This window comes from Spiractinospora alimapuensis, assembly GCF_018437505.1.
GTDB lineage: Bacteria > Actinomycetota > Actinomycetes > Streptosporangiales > Streptosporangiaceae > Spiractinospora > Spiractinospora alimapuensis.
Genome location: NZ_CP072467.1, coordinates 2,857,160 through 2,879,409, shown reverse-complemented (window position 1 = coordinate 2,879,409; position 22,250 = coordinate 2,857,160). Strand labels below are relative to the sequence as shown.

Below are 22,250 nucleotides of genomic sequence, written 5' to 3'. Positions count from 1 at the left end.
TGGGGACGTGAACTCTAGCGTCCCCACGCCACCTGCTTCGCTCTGGATCCGGGCGTGGCGCGGCTCGATGCCAACGGGCGCGGTGACGGGACATCGCCCTCCCTGTAGGAGCACCGCCGTTGCACACCGAACGCCTTACGACACGTCCCGCCGTAGGGACGTGGCCGTCGCGACGACACCGGCGACAACGGCATAGGCCAAGAGGACCGCGAAACCGCCCGCGGGGGACAGCAGCGACGTGGCGACGCCGGTCTCGACGTACATCGTGTCAGTGAGGTAGCTGAAGTCGGTGAGCGCGGCGCTTGCCCCGCCGGGCAGGAAGGGATAGACGGCGTTGAGCCCCGGGACCATGAGGAGAAGGACCTCGAAGAGAGTGAAGTAGGCGATTACCCCGACCACGGCGAAGATCTGGTTGCGAACCAGCGCGCCGATTCCGGCACCGATGAGCGTGTAGGCGACCATCGCGGCGGCGTTGGCGCCGAGGACGATGAGAACGTCGCCGAACGATGCTCCGAGTTGGGTTCCGGTCGTGACGGTGGCGCCGTACAGGCTGGCCAGGATCAGTCCGGTGGCGACGAGCGCGTATCCGACGCCCACGAGCGAGAACGCGAGGAGTTTCGCCGTGAGTACGCGGCCGCGCCGGGGTACGGCGAGATAGGTGTGGCTGATGGTGTGGTGCTGGTATTCGTTGGTGACCGCGACCGTCCCGATCAGCGTGGGAACGAAGAGCGTCACCGTGCCCAGGCCGAGCATGGCGCGCACGCCCTCGGCGGTGGACAGGGGCGGCATGGGTGGATCGAAGTTCTCCGGCCCGACGAACGTGAACAATGCGGTGAAGCAGCCGCCGAACACGACAGCGGCGAGGAGGGCCCAGAGCCAGAGACGCGTCGTTCGGATGCGGAAGAGTTCGGCGCGCAGGAGATGGGTCATGAGGCGGTGTCTTTCGTTGTCAGGGCGAGGAACACCTGCTCCAGGGAGGTGGCGGGTCCGTCGTCGGTACTGGTCGATGCCAGCACGTCGGACAGAGGCCCGGCGGTCACCAGCCGACCGGCCGCGATAATGACGACCTGGTCAATCACCTGTTCGAGCTCTGAGAGGACGTGGCTGGAGACCAATACCGTTCGGCCTTCGGCCGCGAGGGAGGTCAGGAAGCCGCGCATCCACGCGAGTCCCTGGGGGTCGAGTCCGTTGGCGGGTTCGTCCAACAGCAGCACGTCGGGGTCGCCGAGCAGCGCTGTCGCCAGCGCGAGGCGTTGACGCATGCCCGTCGAGAGCGCGCGCGTGCGTCGGTCGGCGAATGAGTCCACCCCAGTGAGGCCGGCGGCCCGGTCGACCGCTGTTGGTGGGTGCCCGCCAAAGCGGGCATAGAGGCGAAGGTGATCGGCGCAGGTCATCGCCGGGTGGGCGCGCGCAGTGTCGAGCACCGCTCCGACAGTCCGGGTGGGGGACGGAAGCGTGGCGTAGGGCCGCGTACCGATCGTCGCCGTACCCGTATCGGGTTTGACCAGGCCAAGGATCATCCGCATCGTCGTGGATTTTCCCGATCCGTTCGGCCCCAGGAAGCCCGTCACCGCACCAGGACGTACGTCGAAGGACAGCCCGTCGACGGCCTTGACGTCTCCAAAACGCTTGCTGAGTCCGCTGACCTCGATTATCGGCGCCCTCCGGGGGGTCACGGGGTGCTCCCCGTGGTGTGGACCTGCCGCATGCGACTCCCCTTCCGTTCCCGCTGATCAATTCCTAGTATTGGAATATTACCAATGATGGAAATGAAGGGGGCCGGTCATCGTGTCACGCGGCCACACCAGGTGGATGGCGGGCGAATCGGAACACGAGCTGGGCCCGCCGGAACGGTAATGTTTCCCAGGATGGATCCGACGGAGAGCACATGAGCGAGAAGTCCTTGGCTGACGTTCTGCTGCATCCTGTGCGTTGGCGTATCGTCCGGACGTTCTCCGGTCGGGAGTTGACCACCACGCAGCTTCGAGGATTGATCGATGACGTCCCGGTGACGACGCTCTACCGGCACGTCGGTGTTCTCGCCGACGCTGGGGTCCTGGAGATCGTGTCGGAACGCCGGGTTCGTGGCGCGGTGGAACGGACCTACCGGCTTGATCAGACGCGTCAGGCCGTCGGTGAGTCAGGGGCGGCGGCGATGTCCCGCGAAGAGCACCGCGACGCCTTCCACCTGCTGTTGGCCGGCCTCAGCTCCGACTTCGAGGCGTACCTGGCCCGTGAGTCGATTGACGTCCTAGCCGATCACGTCAACTACAACCAGGCCGCGCTCTACGTGACCGACGAGGACCTGGAGCGCATCCAGCGGGGATTCGCCGACCTCCTCACGCCCTACCTGCGAGCACCAGACGAGACGGACTCCGGCACCCACCGGCGCCTCATGATGACCACGATCCTCCTGCCCGACGACACGTAGGCCGCGCCGACCGGTAGTCGGGAATCGTCGATGACGTGTTCGGGGCGTCGGGATCCAGGTCTCAGTTGAGTGGCGGAGTCACTCTGAGTCCTGCTCGGCCTCGACACCGGTACGCATGGCCTCCAGGGTGTCGGTCATCATGGCCGACATGGTCGTGGTCATGAAGTCGGCGACGAAGGGGCGCACCAGGGGGGTGGTGGGCCGAAGCTGGTACGTCCACGTGACGCGGGTTTGGTCGCCCTGGTCCTCGAAGACGAACTCCGCCGTGCCGTGGTCCACCGCGAGCCGGCGGAAGTCGGTGAAACCCCAGATCACGTAGCGGAACCGCTCCGAGCTGTCCACGAGGACCTCTTCGGCGAGCGAGTGGCCGTCGGCGAAGAGGACGCGTCGTCGGTCGCCCGAGCGGTCGCCCTCGGGATCCCACTCACCCCAGATGATCTCGGTACCAACGACCTGGGGGAAGTCGTCGCTGGCCTCGATGAGGTCGCCGAGGTCGCGGTCAGGCTCGTTGTTCCAGCGGTGGACGGCGTCGCGGGGAGCGTCGATGACCACCGAGTGGGTCGCCGACACGTTGCCGTCGGTCTGGAACACGCCCTACAAACACTTCGAGGACAAGCGGGACCTCCTCGCCACCGTCGCCGCCGGGGAGCTGCGCCGGCTCGCCGAGAGCGTCGCGGCGCCCGCCGGTGCGGGGGCGGCGCGGTTGGAGTCGGCCGCGCTGCGGTACCTCGACTGGGCCAGCGCGCACCCGGCCCGGTTCAAACTCACATTCGGATCCTGGACCGGCCCACACGAGGAGCTCGCCGCCGCCGCTGCGCGGGCCACCGGCGCGATGGAGGAGGTCGTGCGACAGGCCCAACGGGAGCACACCTCGCTCAGCCGGGACACCGCACGGGTGCTGTCGCTGATCTGGGCGACGGCGCACGGAGCCATGGACCTGGAGCTCGGCGGCCACCTGCGCAAGAGACCCGAGTCCCCGAGCAAGGAGGAGCTCGTGACCTCCCTGGTCGCCATGCTGCGTGGTGGAGCTGGGGCGTCGCCCGAGGTATAGGTCCGGTCAACTGGGGGAGTCGGCGTTGCGTCGGGCGGCGCGGGGCGCTTAATTGCTGGCAGCGGGGTAATTGCTGTCCAGGCGAGATGGCGTCGGTTCACGGGCGTCGGGTGGGGGTCCCATGGCGTTGCACAAGGCTGACGAGGTCGGGAGCGAGCCGCTGGACGTGTACGCGTCGGAGCTCAGCGCGGCGCCACTGCCCCGGCACCGGATGCCCGAGAGGGAGTCGCCGGCCCGGGTGGCCTACGCCCTGATCCACGACGAGCTGGGACTTGACGGGGACGCCGCCCAGAACCTGGCGACCTTCTGCACGACCTGGGCCGACGACGAGACACGACGCCTCATGGTGGAGAGTCTCGACAAGAACATGATCGACAAGGACGAGTACCCGCAGACGGCCGAGATCGAGTCGCGGTGCGTGCGCATCCTCGCCAACCTCTGGCACGCGCCCGAGTCCGACCACACCATCGGCTGCTCCACGACGGGGTCCAGCGAGGCCGCGATGCTCGGCGGTCTCGCCATGAAGTGGCGCTGGCGCCAGCGCCGCGCCGCGGCGGGCGAGGACACCACACGGCCCAACCTCGTCTGTGGGCCGGTGCAGGTGTGCTGGGAGAAGTTCGCCCGGTACTTCGACGTGGAGCTCCGCCAGGTGCCGCTGCTGCCGGGAGCCACCGGGTTGCGGCCGGAACAGCTCCGTGACCACGTCGATGAGAACACCATCGGTGTGGTCGCCATCCTCGGCGTGACCTTCACCTGCGACTACGAGCCGGTCGCCGCGTTGGCATCGGAGCTGGACGCCATCCAACGCGACACCGGTCTCGACGTCCCGGTCCACGTGGACGCCGCCAGTGGCGGGTTCGTCGCCCCCTTCTGCCAGGCCGAGCTCGAGTGGGACTTCCGGCTGCCGAGGGTCGTCTCCATCAACGCCTCGGGCCACAAGTACGGGCTCGCACCCCTCGGGGTCGGGTGGGTGATCTGGCGCGATCGGGAGCATCTTCCCGAGGAGCTGGTCTTCCGCGTGAACTACCTCGGCGGAGACCTGCCCACGTTCGCGCTGAACTTCAGCCGGCCCGGCGGCGAGGTCATCGCCCAGTACTACACGTTCCTGCGACTCGGCCGAGAGGGCTACCGCCGGGTGCAGCGGACGTGTCTGGACACCGCGCGGGGGCTCGCCGACTCCATCGCCGCGATGGGTCCCTTCTCGCTGCTCTACGACGGACGGGGAGCCCTCCCCGCCGTCTCCTACACGCTCGCCGACCCGTCCGTCGACTTCACGCTCTACGACCTCAGCGACCGCCTCCGAACCCGCGGCTGGCAGGTGCCCTCCTACCCTCTACCGGCGGATCGAGACCATACGGTGGCCCAACGCGTCATCATCCGCCGCGGAATCAGCGCCGACAAGATCGAACTCCTGACCTCGGACATGCGGAGAGCCCTCACCGACCTCCACAACGGAGCCCGAGGCCCCGGCCCCAACGTCGGCTTCCACCACTGACCTCCCGCCGACACCCGAACCAGGCCAGGAAGTGGGTGCGGTGATGGACCCATTGGCCACAAGGGGTCACGCGGAGCGTGGCCTTGATGTTTTGGCCTCTTAGCCCCTGAAGTGATGGGTCACAGCTCGTCGCGGCGTATGGCGTGCAGGAACGCCTGCCATTCGGTGGCGGGGAGGGTGAGGTGGCCGAGGTGGCGGTGCTGGGTGTCGCGGACGAGGACCGTGTGGGGGGTTTCGGCGACCTCGACGCAGTCAGAGCCTGAATTTGGACTGTAGCTGCTCTTGTGCCAGGCCAGTTCAGTCATGACAACCCCGTCTTGATCTCGTGCAGCAGTTTCGTTGAGGAGGAAGCTGAAAGCGCCTCACTCTGCAAGTTACCGAACAGCCTGAGCATCATGTTCACGCGGACCGCCTCGCTGACGACCGCGATACCGCCCCAGTGCTCGGCGTGGCCGACGAGCTGTCCGTTGTACAGGCTCATGATGCGGAACGGTCCTGTCGGGATCGGGCAAGTTGGGGAGTTCATCGGGACGACGGAGAAGCGGATTCGCTGCAGTTCGATCAACTCCAGGATCCACTCGATCTGTTCCCGCATAACCTGGGATGACCCGAGAACTCGCCGAACCGCTAATTCGTCCACCACGAAGGTTAATGAGGTCTGCGGAACCTGATCCAAGCGGGCAACTCGATCATCCTCGAAGCGCTTGAGGTCGTCGGCCCCGGTCTCGGCTTGGATGTTCCGCATCAGACTCTGAATGTAGGAGCGGGTCTGAAGGAGACCTGGGATCAGCCCAGTCTGGTAGTCACGAATCTCTACCGCTTGGCGCTCAAGCTGTGCGAAATCTCGCCAAGACTCTGGTATCTCTCGTGGGGCCCTTGCGCTGACTACTATCTGCCCCAATGCGCCGCCGGTAGAGAGAACACTGTCCAATCTGTCCACAGTGTTCCGATCTGGTTCCCTACGCCCGGTTTCCCAAGAACTGACTGTGGGCGGGGCAACCTGCATCGAACTCGCAAGCTGCGCTTGCGTCATCCGAGCTAAGAGGCGCAATCGCTGAATCTCAGCACCGATCCTCTTGAGCTCCGGCTTCGCATCGTTGTGCGCATCACCCATGGGTAGGAATTTATGCGATAGCTCTACCAATCTCTACCCTGATGCCGATTCTTGTCGACAACGTAAGTTCACTGGCTCCAACCAATGATTCCTATAAGGCTGATGGCCAACCAGCCAAGAAACCCCCGCGACGATTTCAGCGTCCGGGGGCGTGGCCCAACTGGAAGGACCCCAGATGGACATGTCTGACCCTAATGGCCGTGTGTGGTTTCGCCGTCGTGGCCCCGCGCGGATCCGGCGCTACGTGTTCGAGTCCGTGGCGTGGGCGTGCTGCCGGTCGTGTGGCGCGGCGTTGACGCACCCCTCGACGGTGTCGTCGGTGCTCGCGACCGGCCCTATGCGTGTTGTGGGTGGTGGTGTGTAATGCGGCCCGTCACTCCGACAACCCCGCGGAAGACCCTGGACGGTGTCGCGGAAACCGTCGCGCTCGCTCGGACGTGGGTGCGGGAACAGTGCGCACTCCGAGGGATCGACGCCGACACCGTCGACCGCGCGGTGCTCATCGCCTCCGAATTCGCCACGAACGCGATCAAGCACTCCCGTAGCGGGAAGCCCGGCGGAACCTACACCGTCCACACCGAATTCACCGACACCACCCTCTACCTCTCCGTCACCGACGCAGGCGCCCCTTACCCGCCCTACAAACAACCGCGCGAAAACAGCGACGGTGACCTACCCGAAAGCGGTCAAGGACTCTGGCTCGTCGAAGCACACGCCGACTGGTGGCGCGCACTCAAATTCACCAATCACCACACCATCACCGCCAAACTCACCACCACCTAACCCCCACAAACCCCGGCCGGGGGCAAGAGCCCCCTCCCACCCCCGGCCGGACCTCGGACTACCGGACGGCTCTGAGCAGCCATGCGGCGAGGATGGCCAGCACCGCCGTGATCGCGGCGCCGGCGAGGCCCGCGGCTTGGAGGCCGTCGGTGAACGCTCTTCCCGCGAGGTCGTGCAGGGCCGCGGCCTGCGTCGGGTCGAGTCGTTCGGCCGCCGCGACCGCTCCGGACAGGGACTCCCGTGCCGCGGACTCAGCTCCGGAGGGCAGGTCCGAGGGCAGGGTGTCCGCCGCGTGGCGTTGGTAGACGGCCGAACCGAGACTACCCAGCGTCGCGATCCCGACTGCGCCGCCCAACTCCGTCACGGTCTCCGAGGTGGCGCCCGCGGATCCCGCCCGCTCCGGCGGCGCGGCCCCCACCACGAGGTCGGTGCCCAGGGCGTCGAACGGTCCACTGCCCAGGTAGACGGCGACCAGCCCCACGACGACCCACACTGGCGCCAGCGGAGCACCCTGGACGATCAGCAGGAATCCGGCACAGGACACCGCCAGCCCGACCGCGATCACCGTCCCCGGCGCGAGCCTGCGGGCCGCCAACGGCGCGAGCATGGCACCGACGATCAGTCCCGACGCCGCCGGAAGGATCAGTGCCCCTGCCAGCAGCGGCGACATCCCGTGCGCCAGTTGCAGGTACTGCGGTACGAACAGCGTGATGCCGCTGACCACCGCCGGTCCCAGCAGGAGCAGCAGCAGCGCCGACCCCAACGTGCGGTTGGCCAGCATCCGCAGGTCCAGGAGCGGGTCGGTGACACGGAACTGCCGGTACCCGAACACCGCCCCCGCGGCCAGCCCCAGGCCGACGGCGACCACCGCCCCAACATGCACACCGTCGTTGGCGAGCCGCTTCAGCCCGTACGCCAGGGGCAGAGCCGCGACCAGGAACAGTAGGGCGCTGGGAAGGTCGAACCGCCCGGCGTGGGTGGGGCGGTGTTCCGGCAGCAGGATCGGGCCGAGTACGAGCAGCAGGCCCATCACCGGAACCGCGAGCAGGAACACCGACCCCCACCAGAACACCTCCAGCAGGGCTCCCCCGATGAGCGGCCCCGTGGCGAACCCCGTCATGAAGGCGCTGGTCCACACCGCGATCGCGACGCGCCGACGGTCGGGGTCCGGGAACATCACGCTGATCAGAGCCAACGTGGACGGCATCAGCGTCGCGCCGGCCACCCCCAAGGCCGCCCGGGCGGCGATCAGCATCTCGGGCGTGACGGAGAGCGCCGCCACCACGGAGATCGCGGCGAACACGGCGGCGCCCGCCACCAGCAGTCGACGGCGGCCGATCCGGTCCCCGAGGCTGCCCATCGGCACCAGGAAGCCGGCGATCATGAACGGATAGATGTCGAGAATCCACAGCTCCTGTGCCGCGCTCGTCGAGAGAGCGGTCGCCAGGTGTGGCAGAGCGAGGTACAGCACGCTCATGTCGAGCGCGAGCAGCGCGGTGGGCAGGGACAGGGCGGCCAGGCCCAGCCACGCGCGTCGGGTTGTCCGCGACGTGCGGACAGCGGAGGTCTCGGTAGGAGACGAGGACACAGAGGCTCCTCGGAAGGTCGAAGTCGGGCCGCGCACGCGACACCGACCGGGGATCGTGCGCGGGCGAACCGCGCGGGACGATCAACCCGGTGCGGGACTTCGACGCTCAGGGGCTGCGCCGGTCAAAAGATCAGAGAACGGCGAACTCCCGGGTCGAAGCACCCGCTGGAGCCACACCGTTGATCATGATCGGCAAAATCGACTTTCCTTCCGTGGTCCTCCGACAACACGATCCACCGTGCCAGGGATCCCCACCCGACGGCAACCGGATTCCCACGGAGCCGCGCTGCTCGCTACCCCACGCCCTCCTCCGCCGCGAGCTGGTGGCGGACCTTCATCAGCGCGAAGCCCAGCAGGTTGAGCCCCCGCCACTGGGTGGGATCGGCCGCCCGTTCGTTGTCCTTGGACAGGCCGATCCCCCAGACCAGGTCCCTGGGGCTGGCCTCGACCAGGACGCGTTGGCGGGTCGCCAGGAGGTAGTCGCGCAGGACGGGGTTCTGGTCGAACTTGGCGTGGTTGCCGCGGACCACGACCTCGAACCGCTCGCGGTTCCACACCTCCTCGTCGAATCCGCGCACCAGGCGGCCCAGTTTCTTGGCCTCGCCGGGCGTGCGGGCGGCGACGATCTTGGCCTCCGCGTCGGCGTCGTGGAACAGGCGGGCCTTCTCGGCCATCATCCAGTGTTCCGCCGTCGGGTAGCTGACCGTGTCCACGACGAAGGGGGCCGTCCACCACTGCGAGAGGCACTCCGGGCCCACCTCGGAAGTTCCGGTGGGCCGGTGTCCGTAGAAGAACAGGAACTTCACTCGGTCGGCGACGCGGGTGAGGTCCGAGACGGACCGGATCTCGTCGGTGTTGTGCATTCCCCATCTATATCCGGGGCGGACGACACGCGACGAGCCGGTTTCTCCCGCTTCGTCGGCCCGAGGGGCTATCCGAGTGCCCGATCGACGACGGCCCGGTCCTCCGCCGCACCGTCGAGGTACCCGAACGTTCCCTGCTCCAGGAGTTCGCGCCCCGCCTCCGCCATGGCCGCGTAGGCCACCCACGCCCAGGAGCCGCCAGTCGAGACGCGCCGCACCCCGAGGTCCCGCAGTTCCGGTACGGACGGCACTCCGGGGACGGCCAGAACGCTCACCGGGACGTCCACACCGCGCACCAGGGCCCCGATCTGGTCCGCCGTTGCCAGTCCGGGCGCGAACACGACGTCGGCTCCGGCCGCCGCGTAGTCCTGGACCCGGCCGAGTGTGTCCTCGAAGTCGTCGACGCCGTGGATGTGGTTCTCCGCGCGGGCCGTCACCACGAGTCGACCGTCCGCCGCCTCCACCGCCGCGCGCACCCGCTCCACCGCGTGCCGGCGTTCGTAGATGGCCGACCCGTCCCAGTCCTCGATCGACGCTCCAGCGAGCCCGACGTCCACTGCGCGTCGGAAGGTGTCGGCCACCCCGGTGGGGTCGTCGGCGAACCCGTTCTCCAGATCGGCCGAGACGGGGACGTCGACGGCGGCCACGATCTCGGCGGCGCCGCGCAGCGCCCGGTCCCGTCCCAACGCGCCGTCGTCGAGGCCCAGCGTGGCGGCGGCTCCGCTGCTGGTGGTGGCCAGGGCCGCGAATCCCAGCGACTCCATCACCTTCGCGGATCCGGCGTCCCAGGGGTTGGGCATGAGGAGGACTTCGTCGCGGTGGTGGAGGTCTCGGAAGGTGTCGGTGAGCGTCATGCGGTCGATTCTAGGCAGCGGCCCCCTGGAGGGATTCCCGCGCTATAGCGGCTGGACGTGCAGTCCCATACGATCGACGCGTGGATTTCCTGGTGGGGGAGCAGGGGGCGGAAAGCGGGAGAGGCGTGGGAATCAGCGCTGGGTGAGTTTCTCCCAGTCCTCGGCCAGTTGGATGAGGTCCCGCATCAGTCGCTCGCGCCCCTCGGGCGGGGAGCCCTGGAGCAGCAACCGGTCCAGGTCACGGGCCCGCTGGTTGGTCTCGGCGAGTACCTGGGTCCCGTGGGTGGTCAGGTGCAGGAGTTTGCGTCGGCTGTCGGTGGTGGACGTGGCGCGGGTGATGAGCCCACGGTCCTCCAGTCGGCGCGCCACGTCGGCCATGGTGGACCGGTCGAGCGCGATGACCGACGCCAGGGACCCCTGGTCGACCCCGGGGTCGTGTTCCACCGCGGTCAGTACCGCGAACTGCGGTCCGGTGAGTGTGGAGTCCACGGTCTGTCCCCACAGCGCGGTGTAGGCCTGGTACATGCGTCGGACCAGGTATCCGGGTGCGGCCAGGAGATCGGGCGGGGTCGAGGGTGGGCCAGCGCCCGCCTCGCCCCTGCCGTTGGTGCGGCTGGAGGTCTGATCGATCCGGTCGCCACCGCTCACTGTGCCTTCCCTTCCTGACGTTCTGTCCTCGAACCGGACCGCCGAGGGGCGGGATGTGCCGCCTGGCGAGGAACCCAGAGGGTCCGGTGCCGCTCTCGGGCGCCGCCGTGCCCGCCTGGGTGCCGGTGGGCGTGCGTTGGACGGGGCGTTGGAGACACTACCCCGGCCACGCCCCGACGGGCGCTGTCGGCGTCGATCTCCGTGTGCGCCGACGGTGTGGACCGAGGTGAACCCCGCGTGTCACACGCCCGACTCGGAATCGACATCAAATGATCCACTTCACCTCTTGACGTGGACCGCCCACGTCGATGATAGTCAGTGTCCGGACAGTCCGGGCACTGACTATCAGTCTCCGGATTAATTCGCGTTGTTGGAGTGGTGATGGATCAGAACAGCCTGAATGACATCTGCGTACGGCAGCTCTCCCTGAGCGGTGTCCGTGACGGCGAGACGCTCGCTGTGCTGTCCCGGGGCGACGAACGCGGCGACTTCGCCAACGCGTTCCTCTTCGCCGCCCAGGAGCTGGGGGCCAACACCTTCCACATGCGGCTGCCCAACTCCCGCGAGGCGTCAGGAGCCTGGGCCGTCGGCGAGTCGGGGCTCGCTGGCAACGACGTCGCGGTCGAGGCGCTCAAGCAGTCCGACATGCTGATCGACCTGACCTTCCTGCTCTTCAGCAAGGAGCAGTTCGCCATCCAGGCCGCCGACACCCGGATCCTCACCGTGGTCGAGCCCGCCCCGCTGCTCGCCCGGCTGATGCCCACGCGCGAGCTCCGCGAGCGCGTGGAGGTCGGCGCCGAACTCCTCGCCAAGGCCCGCACCATGCGGATCACCAGCCCGGGCGGGACCGACGTCACCTACCAGCTCGGCGTCTATCCGACGATGAGCGAGTACGGCTACACCGACACCCCCGGCCGCTGGGACCACTGGCCCGCCGCGTTCGTGTTCACCGGTGGGGCCGACGACGGCGTGGACGGCACCATCGTGCTGTCCCCCGGTGACGTCCTGCTCCCGTTCAACACCTACGTGCAGACGCCCGTCACGATCACGATCGAACACGGTTTCATCACCGACATCCGTGGCGGTCTGGACGCCGAGCTCCTCTCCTCCTACATCGCCTCCTTCAACGACCCGCGCGGCTACGGGATGTCGCACGTGGGTTGGGGCCTGGACGAGCGCGCCCACTGGCACGGGCTGACCCAGTTCCCCGGCGGCATGGGGATGGAGCTCCGGTCGTTCTACGGCAACGTCATGTTCTCCATCGGCCCCAACAACGAGCTCGGCGGACCGAACGACACCCCCTGCCACTTCGACATCCCCATGCGCGGTTGCAGCCTGTACCTCGACGACGAACAGATCGTGCGCGACGGCGACATCACGGTGCCCGAAATGCGCCCCCTGGATCGTCGCTGAGACCTTCGTCCCTCCTAGCCTGGAAGAAGAGGGGAGGCACCAATGCCTGACCATCGCATCGGCATGATCGTGCCGAGTTCCAACCTGACCATGGAGACGGAGATCCCGCGCATGCTGTCCGCGCGGGAGGCCGTCCGACCCGAGGACCGCTTCACCTTCCACAGCGCCCGGACGCGCATGCAGCGCGTCACCCCGGAGCAGCTTCGGGAGATGAACGCGCAGAGCGAGCGCGCCGCGACGGAGCTCTCCGACGCCCGCCCCGACATCGTGACCTCCGCCTGCCTGGTGGCGATCATGGCCCAGGGGCCCGGCTACCACTGCACCGCCGAGGACGCGATCTCCGCCGCGCTGCGCGGGAACGACGCCGAGGTGCCCGTGGTGTCCAGCGCGGGGGCGCTCCTCACGGCGCTGTCGGCCCTCAAGGCCCGGCGCATCGCCCTCATCACGCCCTACATGAAGCCGTTGACCCAGACCGTGGTCGACTACATCGAGAACGCCGGCACCGAGGTGGTCGACGCCCTCAGTCTCGAGGTCGCCGACAACCTGGAGGTCGCCCGCCTCGACCCGGCGGGGCTCGAGGAGCACTGGCGCACCCTGAACCTCAACGGCGCCGACGCGTTGGTGGTCTCCGCCTGCGTGCAGATGCCCTCGCTGCCGGTCATCCAGCGGATCGAGGACCAAGCACCGGTACCCGTCCTCTCGGCGGCGACCGCGACAGCGTACTGTCTACTTTCAGAACTGGGCCTGGACACCGTCGTCCCGGACACAGGTCACCTGCTCAGCGGTACCGTACCCGCGCCCTGACCGTACGGATTCGGTAGCGCCTCACCCACTCCCAGCCCCGCCAGAGTCTGGCGTCCCAGCGGGGCCACTGCATTCGTGTGCTCCCTTCCCACACCCGTGGGAGGGGCACGATGACCCGGGCCGCGACGAAGCGCCCGCGGTCCTGGCGGTCACAAGCACTTACGGGGGACCGACACGTCCCCGACCCCCGCACGTGATCGCGTCACGGTGGACCTCAGACCAGGGAAGCGCATGAAGACCTTTCTCGCCAACAAGGGTGTGCGGCCCTCACTGCACACCTACTTCATCGAAGCCATGTCGTTCATGGCGCTGGGCCTGTTCTCGTCGCTGCTCATCGGCCTGATCATCCAGACGGTCGGTGAACAGGCCGGTGTCGGGTTCCTCATTGAGGCCGGAACCCTCGCCATGGGGATGATGGGGCCGGCCATCGGCGTCGCCGTCGCCTACGCCTTGGGCGGTCCGCCGCTCGTGCTGTTCTCCGCGGCCGCCACGGGCGCCGCGGGAGCCGAGCTCGGAGGACCGGCCGGTGCCTTCCTCGCCGCGGTGGTCTCCGTGGAGATCGGAAAGATCGTCTCCAAGGAGACGAAGATCGACATCGTCGTGACCCCGGCGGTCACGGTCCTGTCGGGCTTCGCGGTCGCGTGGGCGATCGGTCCGGTCATCGACAGCGGACTGCGCCGGTTCGGCGAGCTCATCAACTGGGCGACCACGCAGGAACCCTTCACGATGAGCATCCTGATCGCCGTCCTGATGGGACTCGCCCTCACGGCCCCCATCTCCAGTGCCGCGATCGCGGTCATGCTGGACCTCAGCGGCCTCGCCGCGGGGGCCGCGACGGTCGGGTGCAGCGCGCAGATGGTCGGCTTCGCGGTGATGAGCTTCCGGGAGAACCGGTGGGGCGGCCTCGCCTCCATCGGCCTGGGCACCTCGATGCTGCAGTTCCCCAACATCCTCAAGAATCCGCGCCTGCTGATTCCCCCGACCCTGGCCGGCGCGATCCTCGCCCCGATCGCGGTCATCGTCTTCTCCATGGAGAGCAACGCCGCGGGGGCGGGAATGGGCACGGCCGGGTTCGTCGGCCAGATCATGACCATCACGACGATGGGCTTCAGCTACCAGCTTCTCGCCGTCATCGTCGCGTTCCACATCGTGCTCCCCGCCTTGATCGCCTGGGTGATCAGCCTCGGCCTACGCAAGATCTCCTGGATCAAGGACGGCGACCAGCTCATTCGACAGGGTTGACCACCGCGTCGCCCCACACACCGTTCGGCGCGCGCGTCCTGCGCCGCGCGCCGAACCGTGCACACCGCTTGGAGGAAGAATGCCATCCAGTCAGTCCTACGAGGTGACGATCGTGGGAGCGGGACTCGGCGGGTTGACCGCCGCACTCGCCCTTCGTCAGCAGGGGCTGCGGGTGACGGTGCTCGAACGGGCACCAGAACTGGGTGAGGTGGGCGCCGGCATCCAGACCGCGCCGAACGCCAGCCGTATCCTGATGCGTCTCGGCCTGCGGGAGCGGTTGGAGGAGATCCACACCGAGCCGCAGGACCAGGTCCGCCGGCGGTGGAAGGACGGCAGCATCATCGGCCAGACCCCTCTGGGCGACCGGTGCAAGCGTGACTACAACGGGCCCTACTGGCACTACCACCGCGCCGACCTGCACCGCGTCATCCTGGACGCGTGCGTGGACGCCGACGGGCCCGGTCCCGTCGTCCAGGTGCGCACCGGCTGCGAGGTGGTCGACGTCGACCGGACCGACCCGGCGCGGCCGACCATCGTCACCGCCCAGGGTGAGCGTCACTCCGCCGACGTGGTGGTGGGCGCCGACGGCATCCAGTCCCGGGTGCGTGACGCCGCCGGGTTCCGCGACACGCTGCGCTTCTCCGGGGAGATGGCCTACCGGGCGCTCATCCCCGGCGAGAGGATCGCGGAGGACCCGGCCACGCGGTTCCTCCTCGACCGCTTCCACAGCACCATCTGGTACGGGCCCGACCGTCACCTCGTGCACTACATGATCCGGGGCGGCGAGTACCTGAACGTCGTCGCGATCGTGCCGTGCGGGCCGGAGCTCGAACGCCAGTGGTCGGCCCCGGCGACCGCCGAGGAACTGGCCGGCGCCTACCCCGGGTGGGACGACCGTGTCCCAGCCATGCTGTCCAAGGCCGAGTCGGTGAGCGCGTGGGCGATGTACCACCGCCTGCCCGACCCGGTGTGGGTGGACGGCCGGATCGCGCTTCTCGGCGACGCCTGCCACGCCATGCTGCCCTACCAGGCGCAGGGCGCGTCCCAGGCGATGGAGGACGCCGCCGTGCTCGCCGAGGAGCTCGGCGCGGTCACCGTCGCCAACGCCCCCGAGGCCCTCACCCGCTACGTGTCGCGACGGGCCAAGCGCGCCGCCATGGTGCAGGACGCGTCCCTGCGCAACATGGAGCTCTACCACCTGCCCGACGGCCCCCGGCAGGAGGAGCGCGACGCCAAGCTGCGCGACTTCCACGGCGAGTCCGCGATCTCCTACGACCTCCTCTGGCGCGGCACCCCGCTGCGGGAGGACGATACGGAGTCCTTCTCCTACCAGTTCATCCGCTGACCCCGGCCTTTCCACCAGGCCCCGCACCCGGCCCAACCCAGCCTCCGGAACCACCCGCCCCGCCCAGCCCCGCGGCTGACCCTCCGCGGACCGCCCCGCCACGGGCACAACCCGCCCACAAGGCCGGATGATTACTCTGTGTACACGTCCCATGACTCACTAGCCCAGCCGCTCGACAGCCGTCATCGGCTCTGTTCCGCGATCCGTCGGTCACGCCGCCCACGTGGCCCGGTGGAGAAAGAGATGCCATGAAGCCCGCTGCCTTCACCTACCATCGCGCCCGCGACGTCGATGGGGTCACCGCACTGCTGACCGAACTCGGGGACGACGCGAAGATCATCGCGGGGGGTCAGAGCCTGGTCCCGATGATGAACTTCCGCCTCGCCCGACCGCGCCACCTGGTCGACGTGAGTCGGCTGTCCACCCTGCGCCACGTCACCCCGGACGGTGCCGGGCTGCGCATCGGCGCGTTGACCACCCACCACGACGTCGAGACGGCGGACGGGCTGGATCCGGGGTTCACCATCCTGCGTGAGGCGATGGCCTGGGTGGGTCACCTCCCCATCCGGTCGCTCGGCACGGTGGGCGGTAGCCTCGCCCACGCCGACGCCACCGCCGAGTGGTGCCTGCTGGCGGTCCTGCTCAACGCCCGGGTGACGGCGCGTGGCCCAGGAGGGTCGGAGCGCCAGATCGCCGCTGCGGACCTCTTCCTCGGTTTCTACTCAACCACCCTGGAACCCGACGAGTTCATCACCGAGGTCGTGTTCCCCCGCCCCGCACCCCACGCGGCCCTCACTGAGTTCGCCGAACGGCACGGGGACTTCGCCACGGTGGCCGCCGCCGTCGACCTCGACCTGGACGGCGACACGGTGCGCGGCGGACGCGTCGCCCTGGGCGGGGTGGCGCCCACCCCCGTCCGTGTCGACGCCGCCGAGGAGGTCCTTCGGCGCGGAGGCCGGGTGGGGCCCCAACTCTTCACCGAGTGCGCGGACGCGGCCGCCGAGGCCATCGACCCGCCCAGCGACGCCAACGGGACCGCGGACTACCGCAAGGCCCTGGCCCGAACCCTGATCACCCGCGCGTGTGCGGAGGCGAGCGAACGATGAGCAGTGTCACCAAGTCCGAGCACCGTGAACCCCGGTTCGAGACCGACGGCACCTGGGTCGGCGCCTCCGTCCGACGGCGGGAGGACCCACGCCTGGTGTCCGGCCGAGGGCAGTTCGTGGACGACATCGCCCTGCCCGGGATGGCGCACGCGCAGTTCGTGCGCAGCACCGTCGCGGCCGGTGAGGTCGTGGACATCGACCTCACCGAGACCCGACGCACCCCCGGCGTGCTCGCCGCCTACACCGCGGCCGACCTCGACCTCGGCGACATCACCGCGATCCTGGAGCGTCCCCTCTCGGAGTTCGTGCCCACCGACATGCCGGTGCTGGCTCGGGATCGCGTCCGGTTCACCGGGGAGCCCCTCGCCATCGTGCTCGCGGAGGACCCCTACGCGGCCGAGGACGGCGTGGAGGCCGCCCGGGTGACCTACTCCGCCAGTACGGCCGTGGTCTCCGACGACCAGGCCCTGGCGGAGGGGGCGCCGCTGGTCCACGACAACGCCCCCAAAAACACCCTCCTCGACGTGTCGATGTTCGCCACGGACGGCATCGAGGACGTCTTCGCCTCGGCCGACTGTGTCGTCGACGTGGTGGCGCGGTCCGCCCGGCAGAACGCGCTGCCGCTGGAGACCCGGGGCGTCGTCGTCTCGTGGGAGGAACGGGACGAGCAGCTGCTGGTGCGGACGTGCACCCAGGTTCCGCACCAGGTGCGCACCGTCATGGCGCGTTGTCTGGGTAGGGACGAACGCACCGTGCGGGTCGTCGTACCCGACATGGGCGGCGGGTTCGGACAGAAGTGTGTCGTCGGCCGGGAGGAGATCGCGGCCGGGGCCGCCGCCATCCGGCTCGGCCGTCCCGTCAAGTGGATCGAGGACCGGCGGGACGCGCTGAGCGCGGCGTTCCTCGCGCGGGAACAGCGCTACGAGGCGCGCGCGGCGTTCGACTCCGAGGGCCGGATCCTCGCCCTCGACGCCGACATCGTGTGCGACATGGGCGCCTACTCCTGCTTCCCGTTCTCCGCCGGGATCGAGCCCCTCATGGCTTCCGCCGAGATGCCCGGGGTGTACCGCGTGCCGGCCTACCGGGTGCGGGGCCGCGCCATCACCACGAACAAGGCGCCCAGCGCCCCCTACCGCGGGGTGAGCCGCCCCCAGTACGTGATGGTGATGGAGCGGCTGTTCGAGCGGGCAGCCCGTGAGCTGGACCTGGACCCCGTGGAGATCCGGCGCCGCAACGTCATCACCGAGTTCCCCTACACCGGCGTCAACATGGTCACCTACGACCCGGGGAGCTACCTGGAGGCCCTCAACCTGTGCGAGGAACTGGTCCGCGCGGAGGGCTGGTACGAGTTCCAGCGGGAGGCCGCCGCCCAGGGGCGCACCGTCGGGATCGGGTACTGCTGCTTCAACGAGCGCACCGGGTACGGCAGTGACGCGTTCGCCAAGCGCAAGATGATGGTGGTTCCCGGCTTCGACCTCTCCGAGATCCGGATGGACACCAGCGGCTCGGTCGTCGTGACCTCGGGGACGATGAACCACGGGCAGAGCCACGAGACCACGCTGGCGCAGATCGTCGCCACCCAGCTCGGCATCGACGTGGCCAAGGTCAAGGTCCAGCAGGGCGACACCGACCGCATCACCTACGGCTGGGGCACCTTCGCCAGCCGCTCCGTCACCATCGGCGGCAGCGCGGTCTCCCTCGCCGCGGACCGACTCGGCGTGAAACTCCGCCACATCGGCGCCCACCTGCTGGACACCGAGATCGACAACGTGGAACTGCACCGAGGGACGGTGCGCCACCGCGACGACCACGAGCGCGCCGTGCCCTTCACCGACATCGCCGACGCCGCCTACCTGCGGGCCAACCGACTCCCCAAGGACACCGAACCCGGCCTGACCGAGACGGCGAGCTTCGACACCCCAGGTGACGGGACGTTCGCCAACGCCACCCACGCCGTCGTCGTGGAGCTGCACCCCGGCACCGGGAAGGTGGAGATCCTGCGCTACCTGTGCGTCGAGGACTGCGGTATCGCCATCCATCCCCAGGTGGTGGAAGGGCAGTGCCGGGGCGGCATCGCCCAGGGCATCGCGGGCGCCCTCTTCGAGAGCGTCACCTACGACGCGCAGGGCGAACCCTCGTGCGCCAGCTTCATCGACTACAAGGTGCCCACCGCCAGCGAGATCCCCGACGTCGAGATCCACCACCTGGAAACCCCCTGCGCGTTCACCGAGAGCGGCGCGAAGGGGGTGGGGGAGGGCGGCACCATCGGGGCACCCGCGGCGGTGCTCAACGCCGTGAACGACGCCCTACGCCCGACCGGGATCGAACTCGACCAGACCCCCATCACCCCGGAGACGGTCCAGCGCGCGCTGGAGACCCTGGACACGTTGGAGCCGCAGACATGACCGACCAGCACCTGATCACCCTCACCGTTAACGGCGCCGACCACGAGCTGCTCGTCTCCGCCCGTCGGACCCTCGTGGACGCCATCCGGCACGACCTGCGGCTCACCGGCACGCACGTCGGCTGCGAACACGGGGTCTGCGGCGCCTGCACCATCCTCGTCGACGGCGCGCCTGCGCGGGCCTGCCTGATGTTCGCCGTGCAGGCGGAGGGGCGGGACATCCGGACCGTGGAGTCCCTCGGCGCCCCGGACGACCTCAGCGACCTGCAGACCGCGTTCGCCGACAACCACGGCCTCCAGTGCGGATTCTGCACGCCGGGATTCCTGATGCTCGCCGAGGGGTTCCTCAGCGAGAACACGAGTCCCAGCCGGGACGAGATCCGGGAGGCGGTCTCGGCGAACCTGTGCCGGTGCACCGGCTACCAGACCATCGTGGACGCCATCGAGGACTGTGCGGCGCGCCGGTGTCAGTCCCACGGGCCGGCCGGTGACGCCGCGGGGGGATCCTGCCCCGGGCGGACCCGACCTCAGCACGAACCCCGGCCCGCCTGAGTACCGCCCGGGCCTCGCACCAGCCCAGTGCCGGCCAGCGTAAGGAAACGGTCATGCGACTGACGAACGAAATCGTGGACGCCGGTGCCACGCCACGGTACGGGCGGGCGGCGCGGCCGGGACGATCCACGGAACCTCGGCCGACTCCACGGTGCTCGGGTACAGCGTCGGTGGGACCCGGACGGTACCCGGCTCCCACCGGACCTCCCGGACGCCCGGCCTCCACCCCGCCCCGAAGCCAGCACCGTCCTGGCGAGTACAGCCCCAAGCAGCCCAGCACTGGTCAGCGTTAGGAACCGGTCATGCAACTGACGAACGCAATCACGGTCGACGCCTCACCCGACGAGGTCTTCGCCCTCATCAACGACGTGGAACGCGTGGTGTCCTGTGTTCCGGGCGCGTCCCTTCGGGAGCGGGACGGCGACACATACGAGGGCGACGTGACCGTCAAGGTCGGCCCGATCACCGCGGCCTACTCGGGCACCATCCGGTTCATCGAGGTCGACACCGCCGCGCGCACCCTTCGCGCCCAAGGGCGGGGAGCCGACACCCACGGCAACGGCGACGCCGAGGTGGAGATCGGACTGAGCGTCGAGGCGGACGGCGCCGGATCGGTGCTGCGGATCGACGCCGACCTGGTCATCCGGGGCAAGATCGCCCAGTTCGGCAAGGGAGCGATCTCCATGGTCACCGACCGGCTGCTCAAGCAGTTCGGCCGGAACCTGGCGGGGCTGCTCGCCCAGGACGCGACACCGCCCAGCGCGGCCCGCGCCGCGTCCGCCCCGGCCACGGCTCCCGCCGGCGCGCCACGGAACACCGTTCCCGCGGCGGCGGACTCGGCCGAGCTCGACGGTCTCGGCCTCGTGCTCGGTCCCGCGGCGCGATACCTCCCCTACGTGGGCGCGTTCGCCTTCGGGGTGTTCCAGGGGTGGCTGCTGGGTCGGCTCTCCGCCCAGTCCAAGCACCTGAAGTCGCTGCGGGAGGCCCGCCGTGGCTGAGAATTCGACGACCGGAACCGACGCGACCTACGCGCGGGCGGGCTTCGGGGGCAGCGTCCGTCGGGGAGAGCGTCCGGCGATCGTCGTCGTCGACCTCATCCAGGGGTTCACCGATCCGAGCTCACCGTTCGGATCCGACCTCACCGACGTGGTCGCCGCGACGGGCACGCTGATCGAGACGGCCCGCCCCGCCGGGGTGCCAGTCATCTTCACCACCATCTCCTACAGCGCGGCCGAACTCGCCGGCGACACCGTGCGGTGGCTGGACAAGGCGCAGGGCATGCGCGGCCTGCGGGAGGGAAGCGACGCGGTGATCCTCGATCCCCGGCTGCCCGCCGCACCGGAGGACACCCTCGTCGTGAAGAAGGGCGCGTCCGCGTTCCACGGCACCTCCCTCGCCGCGACGCTGGCCGGGCTGCGCTGCGACACCATCCTCGTCTGTGGCGCCACGACCAGCGGGTGTGTCCGCGCCACCGCCGTGGACGGCGTCCAGTCCGGGTTCTCGGTGCTCGTCCCCCGGGAGTGCGTGGGCGACCGGGCCCAGGCGCCGCACGACGCGAACCTGTTCGACATCCAGGCCAAGTACGGCGACGTCATCGGGGTCGCCGACGCGCGCGACTACCTGTCCGCGCTGACACCCCGCCGTTCCTCGTAACCCACCCTCTCCAGGAGGCAGCACATGTCCGACCGCCTGCTGAGCCAGCACGCCCTCGCCGACCTGGCCGACGTTCCGGCCCGGGGGCGGTGGGTCCACTCGGGGGAGCTGCGGCTCCACGTGTTGGACTACGGGGGCGACGGCGTCCCCGTCGTCGTCCTCCCCGGGATCACCAGTCCCGCGATCAGCATGGACTTCGTGGCCCGTGAACTCACCGACCTGGTGCGTCCCATCGTGATGGACCTGCGGGGACGCGGCTTCTCCGACGGTGGGGACACCTACGGCCTCGAGGCCTACGCCGACGACACCCAGGCCGTGATCGACGGTCTGGGCCTGGAGCGGCCCATCCTGCTCGGCCACTCGCTGGGCGCCCGGATCGCGGCCGTGACAGCCGCGCGCCCCGGGGTCCGGACGCGCGGCACCATCCTCGTCGACCCCCCGATGAGCGGGCCCGGGCGCGGCACCTACCCCACCACGCTGGACATGTTCCGGTCGCAGCTCCAGCAGGCCCAGCGGGGAACCGACGCCGACGAGGTCGCCCTGTCGTGGCCACGCTGGCCCCACCGCGAACGCGAACTCCGCGCCCGCTGGCTCGCGAGCTGCGACGCCGAGTCCATCGACGCCACGCACCGTGGGTTCGAGACCGAGGACTTCTTCGCGACCTGGCCCGAGGTACCCGCACCCACCACCCTCGTCTACGGCGGTGACAGCCCCGTCGTCACGGCCGACGGGGCGGCCGAGGCCGCCACAGCGAACCCGGCCGCCGAGCTCGTGCGCGTCCCCGACGCCGGGCACATGGTCTTCTGGGACACCCCCAAGGAGGCCCTCACCGTGGTCCGCGAGCGGATGGGGGCCCTGGCGGCGAGCTGAGGAAGTCCAGGGCGCCCCCGGTTGTCCGTTCTCG

General features: G+C 69.3%; 23 protein-coding genes. 14 read left to right on the top strand and 9 right to left on the bottom strand.

Features of this window, described 5'->3' with window-relative positions; all coding sequences use genetic code 11:
* Nucleotides 1-135: 135 nt before the first annotated feature.
* Nucleotides 136-930 carry an ABC transporter permease gene (locus J4H86_RS13215; RefSeq protein ID WP_236543795.1) on the bottom strand — a complete coding sequence of 265 codons (795 nt, stop codon included), beginning with the start codon at nt 928-930 and terminating at the stop codon, nt 136-138.
* Nucleotides 927-1,676 (bottom strand): ABC transporter ATP-binding protein, encoded by a 750-nt coding sequence (locus J4H86_RS13210; protein ID WP_236543794.1) that lies wholly within the window; start codon nt 1,674-1,676, stop codon nt 927-929. The genes J4H86_RS13215 and J4H86_RS13210 overlap by 4 nt, the downstream gene beginning before the upstream one ends.
* Nucleotides 1,677-1,888: 212 nt before the next feature.
* Here J4H86_RS13210 and J4H86_RS13205 point away from each other — a divergent pair, with 212 nt between their 5' ends.
* On the top strand, nt 1,889-2,431 hold the full coding sequence (locus tag J4H86_RS13205) for a helix-turn-helix domain-containing protein (RefSeq protein WP_236543793.1): 543 nt from the start codon (nt 1,889-1,891) through the stop codon (nt 2,429-2,431).
* Between the two features lie 78 nt (nt 2,432-2,509).
* Here the strand turns inward: J4H86_RS13205 and J4H86_RS13200 are convergent, their stop codons facing one another.
* The gene (locus tag J4H86_RS13200; protein WP_236543792.1) at nt 2,510-3,001 is read right to left on the bottom strand and encodes an SRPBCC family protein; all 492 of its coding nucleotides are present in this window, start codon (nt 2,999-3,001) and stop codon (nt 2,510-2,512) included.
* Here J4H86_RS13200 and J4H86_RS13195 point away from each other — a divergent pair.
* Both J4H86_RS13195 and J4H86_RS13190 read left to right on the top strand, forming a co-directional pair.
* Nucleotides 2,976-3,482, top strand: coding sequence for a TetR-like C-terminal domain-containing protein (locus J4H86_RS13195; RefSeq protein WP_236543791.1), 507 nt, complete (start codon nt 2,976-2,978; stop codon nt 3,480-3,482). The genes J4H86_RS13200 and J4H86_RS13195 overlap by 26 nt on opposite strands.
* A 121-nt stretch (nt 3,483-3,603) precedes the next feature.
* Nucleotides 3,604-4,977 carry a glutamate decarboxylase gene (locus J4H86_RS13190; protein ID WP_236543790.1) on the top strand — a complete coding sequence of 458 codons (1,374 nt, stop codon included), beginning with the start codon at nt 3,604-3,606 and terminating at the stop codon, nt 4,975-4,977.
* Nucleotides 4,978-5,096: 119 nt separating this feature from the next.
* Here the strand turns inward: J4H86_RS13190 and J4H86_RS13185 are convergent, their stop codons facing one another.
* Both J4H86_RS13185 and J4H86_RS13180 read right to left on the bottom strand, forming a co-directional pair.
* Nucleotides 5,097-5,282, bottom strand: a complete 186-nt coding sequence (locus J4H86_RS13185; protein ID WP_236543789.1) for a DUF397 domain-containing protein — start codon at nt 5,280-5,282, stop codon at nt 5,097-5,099.
* Nucleotides 5,279-6,091 carry a helix-turn-helix domain-containing protein gene (locus J4H86_RS13180; RefSeq protein WP_394356492.1) on the bottom strand — a complete coding sequence of 271 codons (813 nt, stop codon included), beginning with the start codon at nt 6,089-6,091 and terminating at the stop codon, nt 5,279-5,281. The genes J4H86_RS13185 and J4H86_RS13180 overlap by 4 nt, the downstream gene beginning before the upstream one ends.
* Nucleotides 6,092-6,454: 363 nt before the next feature.
* Between J4H86_RS13180 and J4H86_RS13175 the strand changes: the two genes are divergently transcribed.
* A complete protein-coding gene (locus J4H86_RS13175) occupies nt 6,455-6,874 on the top strand; it encodes an ATP-binding protein (protein WP_236543788.1) in 420 nt (139 codons plus the stop codon).
* Between the two features lie 58 nt (nt 6,875-6,932).
* Here the strand turns inward: J4H86_RS13175 and J4H86_RS13170 are convergent, their stop codons facing one another.
* The 4 genes from J4H86_RS13170 to J4H86_RS13155 all read right to left on the bottom strand — a co-directional run bounded on the left by J4H86_RS13170 (nt 6,933) and on the right by J4H86_RS13155 (nt 10,827).
* A complete protein-coding gene (locus J4H86_RS13170) occupies nt 6,933-8,462 on the bottom strand; it encodes an MFS transporter (protein ID WP_236543787.1) in 1,530 nt (509 codons plus the stop codon).
* Between the two features lie 293 nt (nt 8,463-8,755).
* A complete protein-coding gene (locus tag J4H86_RS13165; protein ID WP_236543786.1) occupies nt 8,756-9,325 on the bottom strand; it encodes an NADAR family protein in 570 nt (189 codons plus the stop codon).
* 68 nt (nt 9,326-9,393) lie between these two features.
* On the bottom strand, nt 9,394-10,179 hold the full coding sequence (locus J4H86_RS13160) for an isocitrate lyase/PEP mutase family protein (protein ID WP_236543785.1): 786 nt from the start codon (nt 10,177-10,179) through the stop codon (nt 9,394-9,396).
* A 132-nt stretch (nt 10,180-10,311) separates the two neighbouring features.
* A complete protein-coding gene (locus J4H86_RS13155) occupies nt 10,312-10,827 on the bottom strand; it encodes a MarR family winged helix-turn-helix transcriptional regulator (protein WP_236543784.1) in 516 nt (171 codons plus the stop codon).
* A 381-nt stretch (nt 10,828-11,208) separates the two neighbouring features.
* On the opposite strand from J4H86_RS13155, the gene J4H86_RS13150 reads away from it, so the two are divergent.
* From J4H86_RS13150 to J4H86_RS13105, 10 genes are all read left to right on the top strand, one after another.
* Nucleotides 11,209-12,240, top strand: coding sequence for a M29 family metallopeptidase (locus J4H86_RS13150; protein ID WP_236543783.1), 1,032 nt, complete (start codon nt 11,209-11,211; stop codon nt 12,238-12,240).
* Between the two features lie 42 nt (nt 12,241-12,282).
* The gene (locus J4H86_RS13145) at nt 12,283-13,044 is read left to right on the top strand and encodes a maleate cis-trans isomerase family protein (protein WP_269134569.1); all 762 of its coding nucleotides are present in this window, start codon (nt 12,283-12,285) and stop codon (nt 13,042-13,044) included.
* Nucleotides 13,045-13,275: 231 nt separating this feature from the next.
* Complete coding sequence (locus J4H86_RS13140) at nt 13,276-14,286, top strand: PTS transporter subunit IIC (protein ID WP_236543782.1); 1,011 nt, start codon at nt 13,276-13,278, stop codon at nt 14,284-14,286.
* Between the two features lie 79 nt (nt 14,287-14,365).
* Nucleotides 14,366-15,631 carry an FAD-dependent oxidoreductase gene (locus J4H86_RS13135; RefSeq protein ID WP_236543781.1) on the top strand — a complete coding sequence of 422 codons (1,266 nt, stop codon included), beginning with the start codon at nt 14,366-14,368 and terminating at the stop codon, nt 15,629-15,631.
* Between the two features lie 248 nt (nt 15,632-15,879).
* On the top strand, nt 15,880-16,737 hold the full coding sequence (locus tag J4H86_RS13130) for an FAD binding domain-containing protein (protein ID WP_236543780.1): 858 nt from the start codon (nt 15,880-15,882) through the stop codon (nt 16,735-16,737).
* Nucleotides 16,734-19,142, top strand: coding sequence for a xanthine dehydrogenase family protein molybdopterin-binding subunit (locus tag J4H86_RS13125; protein WP_236543779.1), 2,409 nt, complete (start codon nt 16,734-16,736; stop codon nt 19,140-19,142). Before J4H86_RS13130 ends, J4H86_RS13125 begins: the two co-directional genes overlap by 4 nt.
* Complete coding sequence (locus J4H86_RS13120; RefSeq protein ID WP_236543778.1) at nt 19,139-19,693, top strand: (2Fe-2S)-binding protein; 555 nt, start codon at nt 19,139-19,141, stop codon at nt 19,691-19,693. The genes J4H86_RS13125 and J4H86_RS13120 overlap by 4 nt, the downstream gene beginning before the upstream one ends.
* A gap of 302 nt (nt 19,694-19,995) precedes the next feature.
* Nucleotides 19,996-20,691, top strand: a complete 696-nt coding sequence (locus J4H86_RS13115; RefSeq protein WP_236543777.1) for an SRPBCC family protein — start codon at nt 19,996-19,998, stop codon at nt 20,689-20,691.
* Nucleotides 20,684-21,346, top strand: a complete 663-nt coding sequence (locus J4H86_RS13110) for an isochorismatase family protein (RefSeq protein ID WP_236543776.1) — start codon at nt 20,684-20,686, stop codon at nt 21,344-21,346. The genes J4H86_RS13115 and J4H86_RS13110 overlap by 8 nt, the downstream gene beginning before the upstream one ends.
* Before the next feature lie 24 nt (nt 21,347-21,370).
* Entirely contained in the window at nt 21,371-22,216 is an 846-nt protein-coding gene (locus J4H86_RS13105; RefSeq protein WP_236543775.1) for an alpha/beta fold hydrolase, read from the top strand.
* Nucleotides 22,217-22,250: the final 34 nt, after the last annotated feature.

Excerpts from the sequence above, each read along its gene's own strand:
- J4H86_RS13135 (WP_236543781.1), top strand. The coding sequence starts at position 14,366 with ATGCCATCCAGTCAGTCCTACGAGGTGACGATCGTGGGAGCGGGACTC.
- J4H86_RS13215 (WP_236543795.1), bottom strand. The coding sequence starts at position 930 with ATGACCCATCTCCTGCGCGCCGAACTCTTCCGCATCCGAACGACGCGT.
- J4H86_RS13195 (WP_236543791.1), top strand. The coding sequence starts at position 2,976 with ATGACCACCGAGTGGGTCGCCGACACGTTGCCGTCGGTCTGGAACACG.
- J4H86_RS13120 (WP_236543778.1), top strand. The coding sequence starts at position 19,139 with ATGACCGACCAGCACCTGATCACCCTCACCGTTAACGGCGCCGACCAC.
- J4H86_RS13140 (WP_236543782.1), top strand. The coding sequence starts at position 13,276 with ATGAAGACCTTTCTCGCCAACAAGGGTGTGCGGCCCTCACTGCACACC.
- J4H86_RS13180 (WP_394356492.1), bottom strand. The coding sequence starts at position 6,091 with ATGGGTGATGCGCACAACGATGCGAAGCCGGAGCTCAAGAGGATCGGT.
- J4H86_RS13190 (WP_236543790.1), top strand. The coding sequence starts at position 3,604 with ATGGCGTTGCACAAGGCTGACGAGGTCGGGAGCGAGCCGCTGGACGTG.
- J4H86_RS13205 (WP_236543793.1), top strand. The coding sequence starts at position 1,889 with ATGAGCGAGAAGTCCTTGGCTGACGTTCTGCTGCATCCTGTGCGTTGG.
- J4H86_RS13150 (WP_236543783.1), top strand. The coding sequence starts at position 11,209 with ATGGATCAGAACAGCCTGAATGACATCTGCGTACGGCAGCTCTCCCTG.
- J4H86_RS13160 (WP_236543785.1), bottom strand. The coding sequence starts at position 10,179 with ATGACGCTCACCGACACCTTCCGAGACCTCCACCACCGCGACGAAGTC.
- J4H86_RS13175 (WP_236543788.1), top strand. The coding sequence starts at position 6,455 with ATGCGGCCCGTCACTCCGACAACCCCGCGGAAGACCCTGGACGGTGTC.
- J4H86_RS13125 (WP_236543779.1), top strand. The coding sequence starts at position 16,734 with ATGAGCAGTGTCACCAAGTCCGAGCACCGTGAACCCCGGTTCGAGACC.
- J4H86_RS13165 (WP_236543786.1), bottom strand. The coding sequence starts at position 9,325 with ATGCACAACACCGACGAGATCCGGTCCGTCTCGGACCTCACCCGCGTC.
- J4H86_RS13115 (WP_236543777.1), top strand. The coding sequence starts at position 19,996 with ATGCAACTGACGAACGCAATCACGGTCGACGCCTCACCCGACGAGGTC.
- J4H86_RS13105 (WP_236543775.1), top strand. The coding sequence starts at position 21,371 with ATGTCCGACCGCCTGCTGAGCCAGCACGCCCTCGCCGACCTGGCCGAC.
- J4H86_RS13185 (WP_236543789.1), bottom strand. The coding sequence starts at position 5,282 with ATGACTGAACTGGCCTGGCACAAGAGCAGCTACAGTCCAAATTCAGGC.
- J4H86_RS13130 (WP_236543780.1), top strand. The coding sequence starts at position 15,880 with ATGAAGCCCGCTGCCTTCACCTACCATCGCGCCCGCGACGTCGATGGG.
- J4H86_RS13145 (WP_269134569.1), top strand. The coding sequence starts at position 12,283 with ATGCCTGACCATCGCATCGGCATGATCGTGCCGAGTTCCAACCTGACC.